General features: G+C 58.3%; 16 protein-coding genes. 6 read left to right on the forward strand and 10 right to left on the reverse strand.

What is annotated here, in order from left to right:
• Window positions 1-8: 8 nt before the first annotated feature.
• Genes G538_RS0104885 through G538_RS0104895 form a run of 3 tightly spaced genes read left to right on the forward strand, consistent with a single transcriptional unit; the run spans window position 9 to window position 2620 of the window.
• Window positions 9-740, forward strand: coding sequence for an SAF domain-containing protein (locus G538_RS0104885; RefSeq protein WP_029068439.1), 732 nt, complete (start codon window positions 9-11; stop codon window positions 738-740).
• Window positions 737-2110 (forward strand): CpaE/TadZ family protein, encoded by a 1374-nt coding sequence (locus G538_RS0104890; protein ID WP_029068440.1) that lies wholly within the window; start codon window positions 737-739, stop codon window positions 2108-2110. The genes G538_RS0104885 and G538_RS0104890 overlap by 4 nt, the downstream gene beginning before the upstream one ends.
• An 18-nt stretch (window positions 2111-2128) precedes the next feature.
• Complete coding sequence (locus G538_RS0104895; protein WP_029068441.1) at window positions 2129-2620, forward strand: DUF6912 family protein; 492 nt, start codon at window positions 2129-2131, stop codon at window positions 2618-2620.
• Between the two features lie 4 nt (window positions 2621-2624).
• Here G538_RS0104895 and hisN read toward each other — a convergent pair whose 3' ends face one another.
• From hisN to G538_RS0104920, 5 genes are all read right to left on the reverse strand, one after another.
• Window positions 2625-3422, reverse strand: coding sequence for a histidinol-phosphatase (hisN, locus tag G538_RS0104900; protein WP_029068442.1), 798 nt, complete (start codon window positions 3420-3422; stop codon window positions 2625-2627).
• A gap of 135 nt (window positions 3423-3557) precedes the next feature.
• Window positions 3558-4922 carry a hypothetical protein gene (locus tag G538_RS0104905; protein ID WP_029068443.1) on the reverse strand — a complete coding sequence of 455 codons (1365 nt, stop codon included), beginning with the start codon at window positions 4920-4922 and terminating at the stop codon, window positions 3558-3560.
• Between the two features lie 96 nt (window positions 4923-5018).
• Window positions 5019-6125 (reverse strand): ribosome small subunit-dependent GTPase A, encoded by a 1107-nt coding sequence (gene rsgA, locus G538_RS0104910; protein WP_029068444.1) that lies wholly within the window; start codon window positions 6123-6125, stop codon window positions 5019-5021.
• A gap of 38 nt (window positions 6126-6163) precedes the next feature.
• The gene (gene aroA / locus G538_RS0104915; RefSeq protein WP_029068445.1) at window positions 6164-7495 is read right to left on the reverse strand and encodes a 3-phosphoshikimate 1-carboxyvinyltransferase; all 1332 of its coding nucleotides are present in this window, start codon (window positions 7493-7495) and stop codon (window positions 6164-6166) included.
• Window positions 7496-7574: 79 nt separating this feature from the next.
• Window positions 7575-8063, reverse strand: coding sequence for a DoxX family membrane protein (locus G538_RS0104920; RefSeq protein ID WP_029068446.1), 489 nt, complete (start codon window positions 8061-8063; stop codon window positions 7575-7577).
• A gap of 145 nt (window positions 8064-8208) precedes the next feature.
• On the opposite strand from G538_RS0104920, the gene G538_RS15155 reads away from it, so the two are divergent.
• On the forward strand, window positions 8209-8940 hold the full coding sequence (locus G538_RS15155) for a sigma-70 family RNA polymerase sigma factor (protein WP_084618092.1): 732 nt from the start codon (window positions 8209-8211) through the stop codon (window positions 8938-8940).
• Entirely contained in the window at window positions 8937-9212 is a 276-nt protein-coding gene (rsrA, locus tag G538_RS0104930; RefSeq protein ID WP_029068447.1) for a mycothiol system anti-sigma-R factor, read from the forward strand. The genes G538_RS15155 and rsrA overlap by 4 nt, the downstream gene beginning before the upstream one ends.
• Before the next feature lie 61 nt (window positions 9213-9273).
• On the opposite strand, the gene G538_RS18510 is transcribed toward rsrA, so the two are convergent.
• Window positions 9274-9348: a 50S ribosomal protein bL37 gene (locus tag G538_RS18510; protein WP_404810762.1), complete on the reverse strand. Its 75-nt coding sequence runs from the start codon at window positions 9346-9348 to the stop codon at window positions 9274-9276.
• Window positions 9349-9480: 132 nt separating this feature from the next.
• Here G538_RS18510 and G538_RS0104935 point away from each other — a divergent pair, with 132 nt between their 5' ends.
• Entirely contained in the window at window positions 9481-10584 is a 1104-nt protein-coding gene (locus tag G538_RS0104935) for a type IV pilus twitching motility protein PilT (protein ID WP_245566794.1), read from the forward strand.
• An 11-nt stretch (window positions 10585-10595) separates the two neighbouring features.
• Here the strand turns inward: G538_RS0104935 and G538_RS0104940 are convergent, their stop codons facing one another.
• The 4 genes from G538_RS0104940 to G538_RS0104955 form a co-directional block, all read right to left on the reverse strand.
• On the reverse strand, window positions 10596-11198 hold the full coding sequence (locus tag G538_RS0104940) for a GDSL-type esterase/lipase family protein (RefSeq protein ID WP_029068449.1): 603 nt from the start codon (window positions 11196-11198) through the stop codon (window positions 10596-10598).
• A gap of 110 nt (window positions 11199-11308) precedes the next feature.
• Complete coding sequence (locus tag G538_RS0104945; RefSeq protein WP_245566795.1) at window positions 11309-15154, reverse strand: multifunctional oxoglutarate decarboxylase/oxoglutarate dehydrogenase thiamine pyrophosphate-binding subunit/dihydrolipoyllysine-residue succinyltransferase subunit; 3846 nt, start codon at window positions 15152-15154, stop codon at window positions 11309-11311.
• Window positions 15155-15497: 343 nt separating this feature from the next.
• Window positions 15498-16307, reverse strand: a complete 810-nt coding sequence (locus G538_RS0104950; protein ID WP_029068451.1) for an ABC transporter permease — start codon at window positions 16305-16307, stop codon at window positions 15498-15500.
• A complete protein-coding gene (locus tag G538_RS0104955) occupies window positions 16307-17221 on the reverse strand; it encodes an ATP-binding cassette domain-containing protein (RefSeq protein ID WP_029068452.1) in 915 nt (304 codons plus the stop codon). The genes G538_RS0104950 and G538_RS0104955 overlap by 1 nt, the downstream gene beginning before the upstream one ends.
• Between the last annotated feature and the right edge of the window lies 1 nt (window position 17222).

Consider the following 17222-nt stretch of genomic DNA (forward strand, 5'->3'; position numbering starts at 1 on the left):
ACATACCTATGCCACAGGCTGCCCCTGCAGTGTCCGGCACCCCTGCCGCATTCACTGCCCCCCGTATGCGTCAACCAAGCCTCAAAGATCCCCGGTTAAGCATCGGCATAGTTCTTGTTGCCCTTTCTGTATGGCTCGGAGCCTGGGCATTAGACACCGGGCGCACCCTCGAAACGGCATACATCCCCGCCCGCACCATCCAAGCCGGTGAGGAAATCACCGCAAACGACCTACAACCCATCGACGTTGAACTCGGCCAACAACTCAGCAGCTACCTCACCCCGGAGAACCTCACACCAGGCAGCGTCGCCCTCGAACCGTTACGCCAAGGCCAACTCATCCCCATCGTCGCCACCGGCAGCCCCGACGATGTCACCTCCCGCATCATCGCTGTGCCCATCACCGGGCAACTACCGGCTCAAGTCAACGCAGGCAGCATCGTAGACCTATGGTTTGCCCCCGCCCAAGACAACACCGGCGAAACCGAAGACCCAACCTCAGTGGCCACCGGCCTCACAGTGGCACAAATCCCAGAAGAAGGCGGAGCCTTCGGTGTGGGCACCAACTCATACCTGCACGTTGTCGTGCCAGAAGACAACATCGCTGACGTCCTTGCCGCAACCCAAACCAAAGGCGCCCTGACCGCACTACCCGTGCCACACACCACCCCCCAAGCACCAAGTGGCAGCACAGAAGACACAACCACCACCGGTACCGACACCGAGGGGGACAATTCATGACCACCCACGACGTCCACACCACACCACTACGGGTCCTCACCGCCATCACCTCAGCGCAAGAACCAGCCATCATTGAGTTGCTTTCGCGCCAACGCACCACCATCGACATCGTGCGCCGCTGCGCAGACATGACAGAAGCCCGCGGGTACGCAGGGGCAGGGATCGCCAACGCGATCATCATGAGCTCCGACTTCCCCGGCTTCGACCGCAGCGCAGTCGATGCCTTCGCTACACACAACGTCACCCTGGTGGTCCTCAACAACCCTGACGACCAATACTCCACACAACGCCTCGCCGCGCTTGGAGTACGCCACACACTGACCTACAAAGACGTCTCCACCCGCCTCATCGACACCCTCACCAAGGCGCACACCACCCCAACCACCAACGAAGACCTCCCCATCGAGTGGACCAGTTCCCGCGAAAACCACAACCTCACCCTCGAACCGCCAACCACCAACGGGCGCATCATCGCAGTATGGGGAACACACGGAGCACCAGGGCGTTCAACACTCACCACCAACCTCGCCTACGGTCTCGCACACCGAAACCAACTCACCAAACGCCGCCGTAAAACAAACCCCACCCCAGAAACCGCAACCTCCGCAATCATCGTCGACGCAGACACCCAATCCCCATCCATCACCCAAGCCCTCGGACTCCTCGACGAATCCTCCGGCCTTGCACAAGCCTGCCGTGCCGCCAGCCAAGGACTCCTCAACACCCGCGCACTCACCAAATACCTCGCCGGAATCACCCCACAACTCGGCGTGCTGACCGGCCTACCCCGCGCATCGCGGTGGCCTGAACTCTCCGCACCCAACCTAGAAACAGTCTTCACTGCAGCCCGCACAGCCGCCCACTGGACCCTCGTTGACTGCGCCCCAGACATCGACGAAGACGACTTCGCAGCATTCGACCCGCGCGCACCACGACGCAACGCAGCAACCACCACCAGCCTCCACCACGCCGACCTCATCCTGGTCACCGGAACCGGCGACCCCGTGGGAACCACCCGCATGGTCCGAGCACTCGATACGATCTCCACCAACCCCGACCTCGCGCACATTCCCCGCATAGTCGTCGTCAACAAAGTACGCTCCACCACCGCAGGACCCTCCAGCCCTCGAGGTATCCGCCTCGCACTGTCACGGTTCACCCAAGAACTCCCACCAGTCCTCCTCTCCGACGCCCCAGCGCTCGCAGATAAAGCACTCATGAATGGGCGAGTAATACTTGAAGAGTCACCAAACTCAGGGCTTGGGAAAGAACTGGTCGCACTGATTGATCTGATCGTTGCAGGGTTCGGCGACCAAGCTCAGGCGCCCGCCCCGCAAGCTGCGGAACCAGTGGCAGCAGGCGCGGTGTGAAGGTGGCACACTTGAGACATGCGCTTGTATATACCTGCCACGCTCAATGAATTGCGCGGCGTCCGTAACACCATCACGTTGCAGCCACGGCGAGCCCACACGGCTACCCCAGAATTGGTGAGTGAACTTGCCGCGGAAGGCATCACAGACATTGAGGAAGTTGAATACGCTGCGCACCTAGCTGCAGCGCATGACTCCCTCATGCTCATTGTGGAACAGCCAGAGGTTCCCTGGCAGCGCCTCATCATTTCCCTTGATGTCCCTGATGACGCCGTAGGGCAGGTAACTGAAGGCGCCGATGATGATGAAGTGTCAGCCTCAGCGGTAGAACTCACCCGTGAACTCACAGATGTTCCTATCGTGTGTATCCACGTTGATGAGATGGAAGCAGCCGAGGACATTCAAGGTATCTTTGGCGGCGAAGAAGGTGCAGTGGACGCACTCGTTGACCGTGAATTGCTGTGGTATGACGCCTCAGAAATCACTGAGTTCACCGCCGAAGAAGAGTAAAAAACTAGCGCCCAGGAGTCAGCGCCTCAAGGATGCTGCCGTGCAGCACACCGTTTGAGGCAATGGCATTGGGCCCCCACGGTCCACTTACCGAACCGTCCACACTGGTGAAAGTACCACCGGCCTCGGTGACAATAGGCACGAGCGCCGCCATGTCATACAGTTCCAACTCTGGTTCCATGGCGGCGTCCACGGCCCCCTCAGCGACCAGCATGTACGACCAAAAATCTCCGTACGCCCTTGTGCGCCACACAGAGTCGGTCAAGGTGAGGAACTCGTCACGCAACCCCAACCCGGACCAACCGGTCAACGACGAGTACGACAGTGACGCATCGGCCAATGAAGAAACCTTTGACACGTTTAGTCTCGTTGCCGTCGACAGCGACCGTCCACTCCACGCACCTGAGCCTTGAGCGGCCCACCAGCGGCGACCCAACGCCGGCGCACTCACTACGCCCACAACAACATCGTCGCCTTCAGCTAGCGCAATGAGAGTCGCCCACACGGGTACCCCGCGGACAAAGTTCTTCGTGCCGTCAATGGGGTCAATGATCCACCGCCGTGAAGAATGCCCCGTAGTGCCATACTCTTCACCAACAATGGCATCACGTGACCTGCTACGCGACAGTTGAGAACGGATAACCTCTTCAGCGGTGCGGTCGGCGTCAGAAACCGGGGTGGTGTCAGGTTTGGACTCAACCCGCAGGTCCAGCGCTTTGAAGCGTGACATGGTGATGTTATCTACCTGATCGGCTAAAACCAGTGCAAGGCGCAAGTCATCTTCGTAGCGTGAGGCATTCATGCCGCTTAATCTACCGTGTTCAGCGACGATGCCCCGTGCGCGACCCGCATAAAATCAGCAGTTCCATCATGCACAACGGGGTTGGTACACGCGCACGGCGCGTACCAACCCCGTCATCTGATGCGCTTTGCCCCACTACCACGTAGCGGCAGTGATCTTCCCTGGTGTTTCTGAGCCTTCCTGCCACACAACAGTGGATGCGCTGCAGACGACCGAGTACACGCCGTCGCCTACGGGCACTTCACCCACCGATTGTGTTGACGTGTCGTACATGTACCAGTGGTTGGCACCTTCAGCGTTGGTGCTCTCTTGGGACCACAGCACACGTTCACCGCATACCTGAACGTCATCAACCGTTGGTGTTCCACCCAGAGCGATCCGGTGGGTTTGCGTCCCATCAGCGGGCGTCACATAGAGGTGGGTGTTTGACGTGAAAGCGATGAGGCTCCCGCCGTCTGCGGCCAGTGACCCAACCGGAACGTTTCGTGGGTCGGCTTCGTCTTCAGCGGTGATGCTGAGGAACGCTTCAGGTTCACCATCGAATTCGGTGAGGACGAGGTCGCCCACCCGGTAAGGGCTCGCGGCGGGCTCTTCCTCCGTGTCGCCAACAAGTGACTCATCAAAGATGGTCGCAAATGCTGCGAAACCTGAAGAGAGTGGTACAGGGGCAACACCATTGGTCATCTCGATGGTTGGGCCTTCGCCGCCAACGCCATAGGTGACCACATTGCTTGTGATGTGACCGGCGTCGTCAGGGGTCGTGACTCCCAGGAGGATCCGGTCCCCAACAATGCTTGGGCCAGAAACGTTCATCAATGCGTTGTCGGTGTCATCAAAGTCTTCATTGCGGGTCACCAGGCGCGGTTGGGCGCCAGCTTCAGGTGCAGTGGCAAACAGCCGCCAGTTTTCCCAACCTGCCTGTAAACCGGTGGTCTCTAACCAAGCTGCTGAGTGCATCGACAGGTCACCACCTGCTGGTACCCGGTAGTTTTCATCAAGGCCGAGGTCTTCGGTGCCGTCAAATTCTATTGTTTCCTCGGTGTCGAGGTTCAGTGTGGCCATACGGGTACTGGAGAGCACCTCCATCTTGCCCATATCAACTGCATCTTTGTCGCTCAGTTCAAGAAGTGCTGTGGTTCCATCGAGTGCCACCAGGTTCGCGTTGCGTCCATCTGGTGACTCCCACTCAGTAGTGACCGCGAAGCCGTCGCTCTCGGTCAGTGGGCTCACACTATCGAGCGAGATCTCCTGGTAGGCCAGTTCCTGCCCGTCAGGGGTGGTGATGGTGATGTTCTCAGCTGGTTCCGAGACGGTTCCTGCATCGGCAGTGGTGTCCGAAGGGGTTGACGATTCAGCTGGTGTTGCGGGCTCCGTGGCACACGAGGCGAGAAGTAACGACACGCCGAGGGCAGCCGTCCAGCAGGTGTAACGGCGTTTATGGAGGTGAGACTGCACAGGTAAGGTCCATTCACGAATGGTGCTTGCTCCGGTGTATGTCACTCCACCATGGGGTGAAGCGGTGCGCGATATACACCGAGCGGCACAATACGCTCATACTATCGACCGCCTGCACAGATGTCCCGTTCTACACCCCGTTTACTCGTGAGAATGGGAAGAGTCTTGCCGAGCATCAAGTAAGCGCCGCAGCGATTCGATGCGCGCTGTTCGTGACGCAAGCACCCCAGCCTCTTTATCTGGGGTTTTCCCCGCCTGAGTGAGCCAGTCATCCAAGGCGCAGTCAGGTGCAGAGTCAAGGTGTGTACACCCGCGAGGGCAGGTGTCGAGAATGTCGGTGAGGTCTTCGAAACCTTTGAGGACATCGTCAGTTTCAACGTGAGCCAACCCGAAGGAGCGCACACCTGGGGTGTCAATGACCCACCCAAGGTCACTTCCGTCCTCCCCAGGAAGGCGCAAGGCAACAGCTGAGGTGGAGGTGTGACGTCCGCGCCCGGTCACCGCATTGACGTGGCCTGTGGCGCGTGAAGCTTGGGGGACAAGCGCATTCACCAGGGTCGATTTCCCCACCCCGGAGTGACCAACTAACACTGACAACCGCCCGGCAAGAACCTCACGCACCGCTTCTAGTGGGGTGATGGCACCGTCTTCATCCTGCTGGGTCACCACAACATGAACCCCCACTGGCTCGTACAGTGCCCGGAGCGGACCAGGGTCAGCAAGGTCCGCTTTCGTGAGGCACAAAACAGTGTCCATACCTGCCGCTGTTGCTGCAACCACGCATCGGTCAATCATGCGGGTGCGTGGTTCTGGGTCTGCCAGGGCGGTGACAATGACGAGTTGGTCGGCGTTTGCCACAACAACCCGCTCGTACGGGTCAGTGTCGTCTGCTGTTCGCCTCAGGACACTGCGTCGTTCTGCGATCCGCACAATTCGGGCGAGGCTGCCTTCAGCGCCGCTGACGTCGCCCACCATCTCCACGACATCCCCGCACACAATCCGGTCCCGGGTGAGTTCCCGGGCTTTCATCGCGGTAATGACGCGTTCCTCACCCACGCCGGGGTTTCGGACAAGGAGCCCAGTGCCAACATCAGCTCCGACAAGCACTGTGTAGCGTCCGCGGTCTACTGCTGTCACCATTCCGCCCACCGCGTCAACGTGCGCTGGGCGGATTTTGGTTCGCGGCCGTGACCCCCGCCGCGAGGGGCGTGAGGAGAACGAGGATTCGTCGAGAGGGTGTGCAGGCATGGGGTCCGTTCGCTCAGTGCAAGGTGGGCATGAGCATTTTACGATGCCGTCCCGGCTGTGTTCAGCATGTCGCGCCACATTGTGGCGAACCCGGGAAGAGTTTTGGCTGTGGTGTCGATATTTTCGACCGCCACGTCCGTGACTCGTAACCCGATGATTGCCCCTGCCGTGGCCATGCGGTGATCGTGATAGGTCTGGAACACCCCGCCGTGGAGAGGTACCGGTGTGATGAGTAGGCCATCTTCGTGTTGTTCGCAGTTGCCGCCCATCCGGTTGATTTCACCGGATAGTGCCGCCAGGCGGTCAGTTTCATGGCCTCGCAGGTGTGCGATTCCGTGGATTTCTGTGGGGCTTGAGGCGAGTGCGGCAAGAGCAGCGAAGGTGGGGGCAAGTTCACCAGCTGCCGACAGGTCAAGGTGCCCGAGGCCGTGGATCACACCATTACCGGTGATGGTGAGGCCGCGTTCGTTGATGTCGCAGCGGGCACCCATGCGCTCAAAAATTGATGGAGCAAGGGCACCGGGTTGGGTGGTTTTTAGTGGCCACCCCGGTATGGTCACGGTTCCGCCGAGCACCAGGGCCGCAGCCATGAAGGGGGTTGCGTTGGAGAGATCGGGTTCTACGTAAACTTCGCCGCCCCTGATGGGGCCAGCTTCGACAGTCCACGCCCCGCTGGCTGCTGACGATGCGATGACGCCCAGTTCGGACAGGACATCGCAGGTCATGTCGATGTGCGGAAGGCTAGGAACACGTGAACCGTTGTGGCGCACCGTGAGTCCCTGGTCAAACCGTGCTGCGGACAACAACAAACCGGAGATGAATTGGCTTGATGCAGAGGCATCAACGGTTACCGTGCCGCCGGTGACTTGCCCAGTACCGTGCACGGTGAAGGGAAGGAATTCCCCGCTGTGGCGGGTTATCGCCACACCAAGGTCTTCGAGTGCGGTGATGACCGGACCCATGGGGCGCGCCCGGGCGCCTTCATCACCATCGATGGTGACGTTCCCTCGGACAAGAGCGGCAACGGCGGGGATAAACCGCATCACTGTGCCAGCAAGCCCGCAGTCCAACGTGACATCGCCGATGTCAGCGCTCACAGTTAGGGGTGTGACGTGTACTTCGGTGCCATCGGGGGAGGCGGTGATTGTTGCGCCGAGTGTGGTCAGCGCGTCAATCATGAGCTGTGAATCCCGTGATTGCAGCGCACCACGCACCACTGACGGTTCATGTGCTAGGCCTGCGAGCAGCAGGTACCTGTTTGTCAGTGATTTTGATCCCGGTACGGTAACCAAGGCATTGAGGGGGCCAGTGAGGTCTGTGGCGTGCGGGGCGTGCCACAGGTTGGCTGAGGAGACTCCATCGTTCGTCATGGGATCAGCCTAGAGGGTGGTAACGGGGCGTGGTCGAACGTCTTGCAGGGTAGAACGCACCATCGCGGTGATGGTGTGGTCACGCATCGCCTCGCAGTGCATCACGGCGTTCCACGATGCTGTCCTTCATGTGGTCTTTCGCTTTGCCGACACGCCACCCTAAGGATGGTTTGCCACCGCGGTCGCCGGCAATCATCACAAGTCCACCAAGAGCGGTGAGACGCTGCAGGAAGGGGCCAGAAATGTCGGGGTCTTTCGCCTCTTCGGCGTTTTCAGGCATGTAGAGCGACACGACGGGCACTGTTGCTAATGCGAGTAACGTTGCGCTGGTCCGTGGTGTGCGCCCCAAAGCGACCCGGATTCCTAGCGCTAGTGTCAGCCCGGCGTGAGCGCGGACAATCGTGGTGAGTTGCCGTGGAGATACCGGGCCGATCCCTGCTGCTGTCGTCACGCGGTCTACTTTCTCCCGTGAAGCATCGACGTGCGGCTGTGGGTGGCGCAGCGCTTCCCAACTTTGGGCGATCAACAGTGATGCGATCATCGGTTGAGCCAGACGGCGAACAAACATGAGGAACTCCCTTGGTGGTGGATTCTTCACTCAGCCTATCGGGGAGTGAGCATGCCTGCTACGCCAACACCCCACCGTCTACTGAAGACGTTACCTGTCACCAGTGGAGAAGCCGTGAGGGAATATCGGTGAGCGGTGTCAGGTTATGCCTCACGTGACGTGCACAGTGACCGACACCAACTCAGCCCGCAGCAGTGAAACGCGCATCGCCAGCCCAAGGGGATTAGGCTCTGAGGTGATGACCACCGACGAGCCAACAACCCGCGCCCCTGGCAGCGAAGACGATGCGCAACGGCACCTGCGTTTTGAGCAGGAAGCTTTGGTTTACCTTGACCAAATGTATGCGGCAGGGTTGCGGATGACCCGCAACCCTCAAGATGCTGAGGACTTAGTACAGGAAACCTTCGCGAAAGCGTTTGCTGCGTTTCATCAATATCGGCCTGACACCAATCTCAAAGCGTGGCTGTACCGTATTTTGACGAACACGTACATCAACTCTTATCGCAAGAAGCAGCGTGAACCCCAGCAGTCTCAAGCTGAAGACATTGAGGACTGGCAAATAGCACGCGCCGCTCAACACACATCCAGTGGGTTGAAATCTGCTGAAGTTGAAGCGTTGGAACGTCTACCAGACACCGATATTAAGCGGGCTTTGCAGGAACTCCCGGAGGACCGCCGGATCGCAGTTTACCTCGCGGATGTTGAAGGGTTCCCCTACAAGGAGATCGCGGAGATCATGGGCAGCCCCATCGGTACTGTGATGTCACGTCTTCACCGAGGCAGAGCCCAGCTACGGGAACTCTTGTCCGATTACGCGCAAGGCCGCGGAATCAACACCACCCCGTCCACTGGCCGCCGAGAAGAAGGTGCCTCATGAGTGAGAATGAGACGCACGAGGAGATCGACCTCAACAAAGCGGAATGCCAATCGGTTGCCGCACATATTTATGAGTATCTGGATTCAGAAATGACTGAAGACGATGCTCTGCGAATGCGCCGGCATGTTGCCGAATGCTCGCCGTGTCTTGCTGAAATGTCCATTGAGGAAATGATTAAACGGGTCCTCAAACGCTCCTGTGCAGAGAAAGCCCCTGAACATTTGCGGGTAGCGATCCACGCACAGTTCACCAGCATCCGGTTTATCGAGTAATTCCGGCAACCAAAATCGTGTGAACCAAAAAGAAGAGGGACCCCGATGGGGTCCCTCTTTCTCATGCGTTTGGACGCTTACCGTGGTTTGCGGCCTTGCCGGCACGGCTGCGACGCTTACGTCCGCGCTTGCTCATCGTTTTCTCCTTACGTGAGGTATACCTGCCTATTTTTCCACAACATCGCGGCAGGGAAAAACGCGGTGCACAGTGTCACATGTGATGCAGCGCACCTCACTGGCGTGACGTGGGGTTAAGGACTGGCCTTCGGTGGCCGATAAGCCCGGTGTGACACAACAACAGTCTGTTATTCCACTCTTGCACGCGCTCGCCTCCACTGGCGGGTCAGACCTCCACGTCAAAGTGGGCTCTGCCCCACGAGTACGGGTCGATGGTCGCTTACGCAAGCTGCAAACCCCTGACCTGACAGACTCTGACACTTGCCGGATGCTCGAAGAGGTATTGCCTGCCCACCTGTTGGCGGACTTTCTGGAAAGCCACGAGGCCGATTTTGCGTACCACCTACCCGGAGTTGGGCGCTTCCGCGTCAATGCATACCATGCGCGTGGCATGGTAGGAATTGTCTTTCGCCGAGTCGCAGAACAAGCGATGTCTCTTCACGAACTAGGGCTTCCTGAAGTCGTGGGTGAACTCGCACTAGAACCGCGCGGGCTTGTGCTCGTCACGGGACCAACAGGGTCAGGTAAATCAACGACCCTCGCCTCCATGGTGGACCTCATCAACACGCTGCGTGAAGTCAACATCGTCACCATCGAAGACCCCATTGAGGTACTCCACACCGACAAAAAAGCGATTGTCTCCCAGCGTGAAGTACGCCATGACACCGTTGACTTCAACTCCGCGTTGCGCGGCGCGATGCGCCAAGACCCTGACGTTATTTTGGTCGGTGAGATGCGTGACGCAGAAACTGTGCGCGCCGCACTGCAAGCAGGTGAAACAGGACACCTCGTGCTCTCAACCCTGCACACCCTCGACGCGGAAGAAACCGTCAACCGGATCGTCGATTTCTTCCCCGCCCACGAGCAAATGCAAGTGCGTATGGCGCTGGCCCAATCACTCCGGGGCATCGTGTCACAACGATTGGTGCGCCGAGCTGACAATCAAGGCAGGCATGTCGTCGCTGAAGTGTTGATTAACACCGGCCGCACCGCCGAAGCCATCGTGGCCCCAGGAAACGGCACGTCTTTGACAGACCTTATTGCTGATGGTGAGTACTACAACATGCAAACCTTCGACCAGCACCTCTTCGGCTTAGTCCGGGACGGTGTTGTGCGGTACGAGGACGCCTGCACAGTAGCCAGTAATCCCCAAGACCTCACCATCGAACTACGCGGTGCAGGGCTGATCGCATAGTTCCCACGGGCTTACTGGTCATCCGGCAGGCCTAACCAGCTGTACCACCCTGAGTGCAATACCAACCAGGCAATGAGTCCGTACCCTGCTTGAGCGGGGTATGGGCCAGCATTGACTGCAAGATCGGAATACCACTGGTCGTGCCCCACAAGTGGGGTGTAAGTGTCCACGTAGGGCACGCGCCGCCGGTCAGCGACGTCAGCGTAAGCGTGAGACAACTCCTGAACATGTTCGTTGAGTTCAGGCACAGTGGGCGGTGGGCCCACAACAAAAGTTTTGACTTTGTGTTGGTCAGCGAGGTCAAGAATGTTCGCCAAGTTCAGACGAGACCGGGCAACCGACAACCCTGCCGTGATGTCCGCGATTCCTAACCCAATGACTAACCGATGATCAACATCGGGATCACTTGATGCACGGCGAGCGAACTCGCCTTCCCAACGGGCTGACATTTCGGTGGTTGTTTCACCAGGCACAGCCAAGGGAAAAGCCATCGTCGTGACGCCAGCGTCGGTACGAGCCATCACCCGTCCTAGCCACCCCAGACCTTTGGGGTCGCCGACGCCTGCGACCAATTCATCACCGATGATCGCGATTCGCAGCTGTGTTTCTGACACGCGCACTCCTTGCCTGCGTTGAGTTCCTACACCAACCCTAAGCGCCGGTGGGCGAATCGGCGCTTAGGGCAGCGTATGGTGTCGCTCAATCCACCGGCATCAGCACAGAATCACATACCGACAGCGCGGGCAACCAGGTCTTCTTGTTCCTGTTTGTGAACCTTTGCAGCTCCCACCGCTGGTGAGGCAGATGCTGCGCGAGCAACAACCTGAAGGTTGCGCCCCTCAACCATGTTTGGCAGATGCAATGCCAAGAACGGCCAAGCGCCTTGGTTTTCAGGTTCCTCTTGAGCCCACACAATGTCGGCGTTGCCAAAAGGCTCCAACGCATCGTGCAATCCCTGTGCGTCAAGCGGGTACAACTGCTCAAGGCGAACAAACGCCGTTGAGGTAATCCCTTCGCGCTGCGCGTAGGCGACAAGGTCGTGGTAGACCTTCCCCGTGCACAGCACAACCCGGTTCACTGCGTCACCCGATGCAACCCGTGCAGCAGCTGCGTCATCTCCGATAACAGGCTGGAACGTGCCTGTTGTGAAATCACCGGGGTCTGAGGCAGCAGCCTTGAGCCGCAACATTGACTTCGGAGTCATCACCACAAGTGGACGGCGGGGGCGAACATACGCTTGACGGCGCAACAAGTGGAAGTACTGAGCAGGTGTTGACGGGTAAGCGATCGTCATGTTGTCTTCAGCACACAACTGCAAGAACCGTTCCACACGAGCCGACGAGTGGTCTGGACCCTGACCCTCAAACCCGTGGGGGAGGAGCAACACCACTGAGGAGTGTTGTGACCACTTTTGCTCAGCGGAAGAGATGAACTCGTCAATGACGGTCTGCGCGCCATTCACAAAGTCACCAAACTGCGCTTCCCACAGCACCAGTGCGTCAGGGCGTTCAACAGAGTAACCGTACTCAAATCCGAGGCACGCGTACTCCGACAGTGAAGAGTCGTATACCCAGAACTTTGCTTGGTCCGCAGAGAGATACAGCAGTGGTGTCCACTCGGCACCGGTGTTGCGGTCATGCAGGACCGCGTGCCGTTGCACAAAAGTGCCGCGCCGAGAATCTTGCCCAGCAAGGCGCACAGGGGTGCCTTCCATGAGCAGGGAACCAAACGCGAGGATCTCCGCGTAACCCCAGTCAATACCACCGTCAGAGACCATCTTGTGGCGCTTGTCGAGCAGTTGACGCAGTTTGGTGTGCACCGTGAACCCAGCGGGTGGGCTAATGTGCGCTTCGCCGATGCGGGTCAGCACACTCTGCGGAACCGCGGTTTGCCACCCGACCATCGTTCCGGCATCTTCACGCTGGGATTCAGGACGTTCCAGACCAGCGACCGGTTCCGTTTCAGCTGGTGGGAGGAACCCGCCTTCGCGGGTTTCAGTGAATACCCGCTCCAACTGGTTTTGGTAGTCCTGCAGGGCCTCTGCAGCCTCATCGTCAGAGATATCACCACGTGACACCAAGGTTTCGGTATACAACTTACGCACCGACCGCTTGGCCTCGATGAGGTTATACATCAGTGGCTGGGTCATCGATGGGTCATCACCCTCGTTGTGACCGCGACGCCGGTAGCAGACCATGTCAATAATGACGTCACGGTTGAACCGCTCACGGTACTCAAACGCAAGGCGAGCAACCCGCACTACTGCTTCAGGGTCATCCCCATTGACATGGAAAATAGGAACTTGGTAGCCCTTAGCCACATCGGTGGCGTAGTGGGTTGACCGGGAGTTTGATGGCCCGGTGGTGAAGCCCACCTGGTTGTTGATGATCAGGTGGATGGTGCCACCAGTGCGGTAACCACGCAGTTGTGACAGGTTCAGCACTTCCATCACAACGCCTTGTCCGGCAAATGCGGCATCACCGTGAACAAGTATTGGAAGGACAGAGAACCCGTCCCCACCAAGGTCGATGCGGTCCTGCTTGGCCCGCACAATCCCTTCTAGGACAGGGTCAACAGCTTCAAGGTGTGAAGGGTTTGCAGCCAAAGAGACCTTGGTTTTGGCGCCGTTTTCTGCGGTGAAGGTTCCTTCAGTGCCAAGGTGGTATTTCACGTCACCAGAGCCCTGGTACGTGCGCTGGTCAAGGTTGCCTTCAAATTCTGCGAAGATCTGCCCATAACTCTTCCCAGCGATATTCGCTAAGACGTTGAGGCGTCCACGGTGTGCCATCCCAATCGACACTTCGTCCAGCCCACCTTCAGCGGCGCCAGACAAAATTGCGTCGAGCATCGGGATGATAGATTCCCCGCCCTCCAGCGAGAAACGCTTTTGACCCACAAACTTGGTTTGCAGGAACGTCTCAAACGCTTCAGCAGCGTTCAAGCGCCGCAGAATCCGCAATTGTTCTTCACGGGGGGTGCGCTCGTAAGGGTTTTCCAAGCGTTCCTGGAACCAGGTCCGCTGTTCACGGTCCCCAATGTGCATGTACTCAATACCTACGGTCCGGCAATAAGAGTCACGCAAAATACCTAAGATGTCACGCAGGGTCATCTTTGACTTGCCCGCAAACCCGTGAACGGGGAAGGTCCGGTCCAAGTCCCACAGAGTCAGTCCGTGCGTTTGAATGTCAAGGTCAGTGTGACGCCGTTGCCGGTACGCCAACGGGTCAGTGTCAGCCATGAAGTGCCCGCGTGAACGGTACGAGTGGATCAGCTCTGCGATGCGTGCTGGTTTTTGAGCCTCAGCATCCGCATCAACAGTGTTGTCGCGTACCCAGCGCACAGGCTCATAAGGAATACGCAGAGCCTGGAAAACACGGTCGTAAAAACCGTCCTGACCGATGAGTTTATTGTTGATGATCCGCAGGAAGTCACCCGATTGGGCTCCTTGGATGATGCGGTGATCGTAGGTTGACGTCAGGGTCAAGACCTTGGACACACCCATGAGGGCCAAGCGCTCTGTGGAAGCCCCAGCGAACTCTGCCGGGTAGTCCATGGCGCCGACACCAACAATGGCGCCCTGCCCCTTCATCAAACGAGGCACCGAGTGTACTGTCCCAATGGTTCCAGGGTTCGTCAAGGATACGGTGACGCCTTGGAAATCGGGCACCCCTAGTTTGCCTTGGCGGGCGCGCCGCACGACGTCTTCGTAGGCCTCGACAAACTGGGCAAAGTCCATGGTGTCCGCTTTTTTAATTGCGGGCACTAACAATTGGCGGGAACCGTCGGGTTTTTGAATATCAATAGCCAACCCAAGGTTGACATGAGTGGGGTAAACAGCAGCTGGTTTACCTTCTTGTTCGACATAGCCGGCGTTCATTGCTGGCATTTCCGCAAGGGCTTCGACCAGCGCGAAACCGATGAGGTGAGTGAACGAAACCTTCCCACCACGGGTACGAACGAGGTGGTTGTTGATGACAATTCTGTTGTCGACCATCAACTTTGCGGGAATGGCTCGCACTGAGGTCGCTGTTGGCACCTCAAGGCTGGTTTCCATGTTTTTGATGAGTCGCGCAGCGGGGCCTTTGAGCCGCTCAATATTGTCTGGCGCGTCGTCATCAACGACGTGGGAGGAGCGTTTCGCTTGAGCTGCGTAGGGTGCGGTTGCGGGTTGCGCAGTTGCGACGGGTAGAGCAGCCGCCGATGCTTGCTCTTCGTGTGCCTGTGGCGTCCGGTTCCCGGTGGGTGCAGGGCTTGTGGCGCTAGGTTGGCTGGGAGTCTGCGCTGGAGGGGTCGCAGAGGTGGGCTCGTGTGTGGTGGTCACGCTGGCTGCCTTGGAGGGTTGGGGTGGTGCGGGGGGTTGTTCTTGGGGCTTTTGAGGTTCTTTGGTTTCTTGAGGCGCGGGAGTGCCGCTGTCTGTGAAGTACTCACGCCATTCGGGGGCGACTGAGTCCGCGTCACGCAGATATTGCTCGCGAATTTCGTCCACGAGCCACTCGTTTGCACCAAACACCGCGCTCGCCGTGCCGATCGACTTTGACTCAGCATTGGAGGACACTTTGGGATCGCCCACTTTCACACTTTATTTCCGCCGGGTGAGGCGGCTACCACTACCAAGGTTAGGGCCTAAGACCTAGATCGTCTGTGACGCATCAGGGGGTGGACAAGGTGTGTTGCTGGCCTTGTTGCGTGTGCGTGTCTCGGGGGTAAAGCGCTTCTCATGGGAGGCTTTGTGGTCGTTAAAGTTCGTCTTGTGATGTTCGGCATGTGGCCGATGTTGGGTGGAGAAGTAAGGGGCGCTGTTTACCCTCACGCCTGTTCGCTTCAAGCGAACAGGCGTGAGGGGGAAAGAATCGTCCACATGGTGGACGGTTTGGTGCTGGGGGAGTGGTTAACGAGGCGTCGATTCGCCGTGGCTAGGAGATGTCGCGCGCAAGCGAGGTCATCCGTCCGACGACAGCAAACACCACGGTGTAGGCCAAGAGGATCACGACGCCTTGCCACATCGGGAGCAGAGAGGCCCCGACCGTATTAAAGAAGCTTCCGCCAGCAATTGAGTCACCAGCGGCGCCGGGAAGGTACTGCGTAATGTTTTGGCCCCAGGAAAAACGTGGCAGAACAATGCGGAGGATTGGTTCAAGGAACTGCGTGAACACGAGCAGGACAACGATGGCAGTTATTTGGTTGGTCAGTAGTGCGCCGAGAGCTACGCCAGTGATGAGCCAGAGCGTCAAAGCCAGCACCGAGCGGCCAATGATTTCCCACGTACCAACCGTGGTCAGCAAGGGATCTATCCCTGTCATGGCAAATACTGCGCCACCAAAGGCAACGCAACTCGCTGTACCAATAAGCCCATACATCAATCCCATGGGTAGGGCGGAGATGAGCTTTGCGCCCAGTAGTTGGGTGCGGTTGGGGACAGCAAGAAGAGTGTCAGTAATCGTTTTATGGCGGAATTCGCCACCAAAAGACATCACGCCAATGATCGCTGGGAAAACATACCCAAAGGACACGGCTGTTGTGTAAACGGAGGCGACTTTTTGCTCGTCTGGCAGTATGGCCAGTGGTGCGTCTGAGGTTCCGAGGCCAGCAGATTCGCCGAGGCCAAACATTGCAGCGAGCATTGTGGCAGTCAGGCCCATGTAGGCGGCCATGACGATGAGCAGTACCCACCACATGCGTGTTGAAAAGAGTTTGCGGTACTCGCTGGTCACTACGGCAATCATCACGCCACTCCTTCAGTGAGTCGCAAGAAGACATCTTCTAAGGACTCGGTGAGATCCATTAATTCGTGCAGCATGATGCCCGCGACAAAACATGCCTCCCCGACTTCTTGGGGGTTTGTGCCTTCAAAAACCACTGCATGGGTGGATTCGTGAACGGGTTGCTCGGACACGATGGACCAGCCGTTGTGCTGGGTGATTCGGCGGAGTTTCTCCACATCTGGAGTGATGACTTGAACTCGTGGAACGGACAGTGCGTGCAAGTCGCCCACGGGCGATTGGTGGCGTAGTCGCCCTCGGGAGATCACCACAACTTCATCAACGGAGTGTTGAACTTCGGACAGCATGTGGGAGGAAACAAGGACTGTTTTGCCATGTGCGGCGAGATCGCGAAGGAATCCGCGTAGCCAGCGAATGCCAGCTGGGTCAAGTCCATTGGCTGGTTCGTCGAGCAGGAGATAGTCCGGGTCGCCGAGAAGAGCTGTTGCTAAGGCAAGGCGTTGACGCATGCCGAGTGAAAACTGTCCGATTCGCTGGTTCATGGCGTCTTGCAAACCGACGAGGGCAATGAGTTCGCGGCACCGATCGTCGGTTGCACCGGCCAGTGGTGCGTAACTGCGCAAATGGTGAAAAGCGGTGCGGCCGGGGTGGAAACTTGTCGCCTCCAACGAGGCTCCGACGGTTGCTAAGGGTGTGGTGAGTTCTTTGTAGGGGGTGCCGGCGAATGTCGCCTCGCCCGAAGTTGCCGAAACTAGTCCGAGCAGGATGCGCAGGGTTGTGGTTTTGCCTGAACCGTTAGGACCGAGAAACCCGGTGACTTTGCCTGCGGGTACGGTAAATGAGAGGTCATCGACCGCGAGGGCCGATCCGAACTGTTTGGTGACATGCGAAATGGTGATGTCGGTTGGTTGGGCCATG

Origin of the sequence: Jonesia quinghaiensis DSM 15701, assembly GCF_000423205.1 — a bacterium.
GTDB classification, from domain to species: domain Bacteria; phylum Actinomycetota; class Actinomycetes; order Actinomycetales; family Cellulomonadaceae; genus Jonesia; species Jonesia quinghaiensis.

Bases quoted from the DNA above. Each gene is read 5' to 3' on its own strand.
- aroA (WP_029068445.1), bottom strand. From the start codon at position 7,495: ATGACGAACGATGGAGTCTCCTCAGCCAACCTGTGGCACGCCCCGCAC.
- rsgA (WP_029068444.1), bottom strand. From the start codon at position 6,125: ATGCCTGCACACCCTCTCGACGAATCCTCGTTCTCCTCACGCCCCTCG.
- G538_RS0104950 (WP_029068451.1), bottom strand. From the start codon at position 16,307: ATGATTGCCGTAGTGACCAGCGAGTACCGCAAACTCTTTTCAACACGC.
- G538_RS0104920 (WP_029068446.1), bottom strand. From the start codon at position 8,063: ATGTTTGTTCGCCGTCTGGCTCAACCGATGATCGCATCACTGTTGATC.
- hisN (WP_029068442.1), bottom strand. From the start codon at position 3,422: ATGAATGCCTCACGCTACGAAGATGACTTGCGCCTTGCACTGGTTTTA.
- rsrA (WP_029068447.1), top strand. From the start codon at position 8,937: ATGAGTGAGAATGAGACGCACGAGGAGATCGACCTCAACAAAGCGGAA.
- G538_RS0104955 (WP_029068452.1), bottom strand. From the start codon at position 17,221: ATGGCCCAACCAACCGACATCACCATTTCGCATGTCACCAAACAGTTC.
- G538_RS15155 (WP_084618092.1), top strand. From the start codon at position 8,209: ATGCCTCACGTGACGTGCACAGTGACCGACACCAACTCAGCCCGCAGC.
- G538_RS0104895 (WP_029068441.1), top strand. From the start codon at position 2,129: ATGCGCTTGTATATACCTGCCACGCTCAATGAATTGCGCGGCGTCCGT.
- G538_RS0104885 (WP_029068439.1), top strand. From the start codon at position 9: ATGCCACAGGCTGCCCCTGCAGTGTCCGGCACCCCTGCCGCATTCACT.
- G538_RS0104890 (WP_029068440.1), top strand. From the start codon at position 737: ATGACCACCCACGACGTCCACACCACACCACTACGGGTCCTCACCGCC.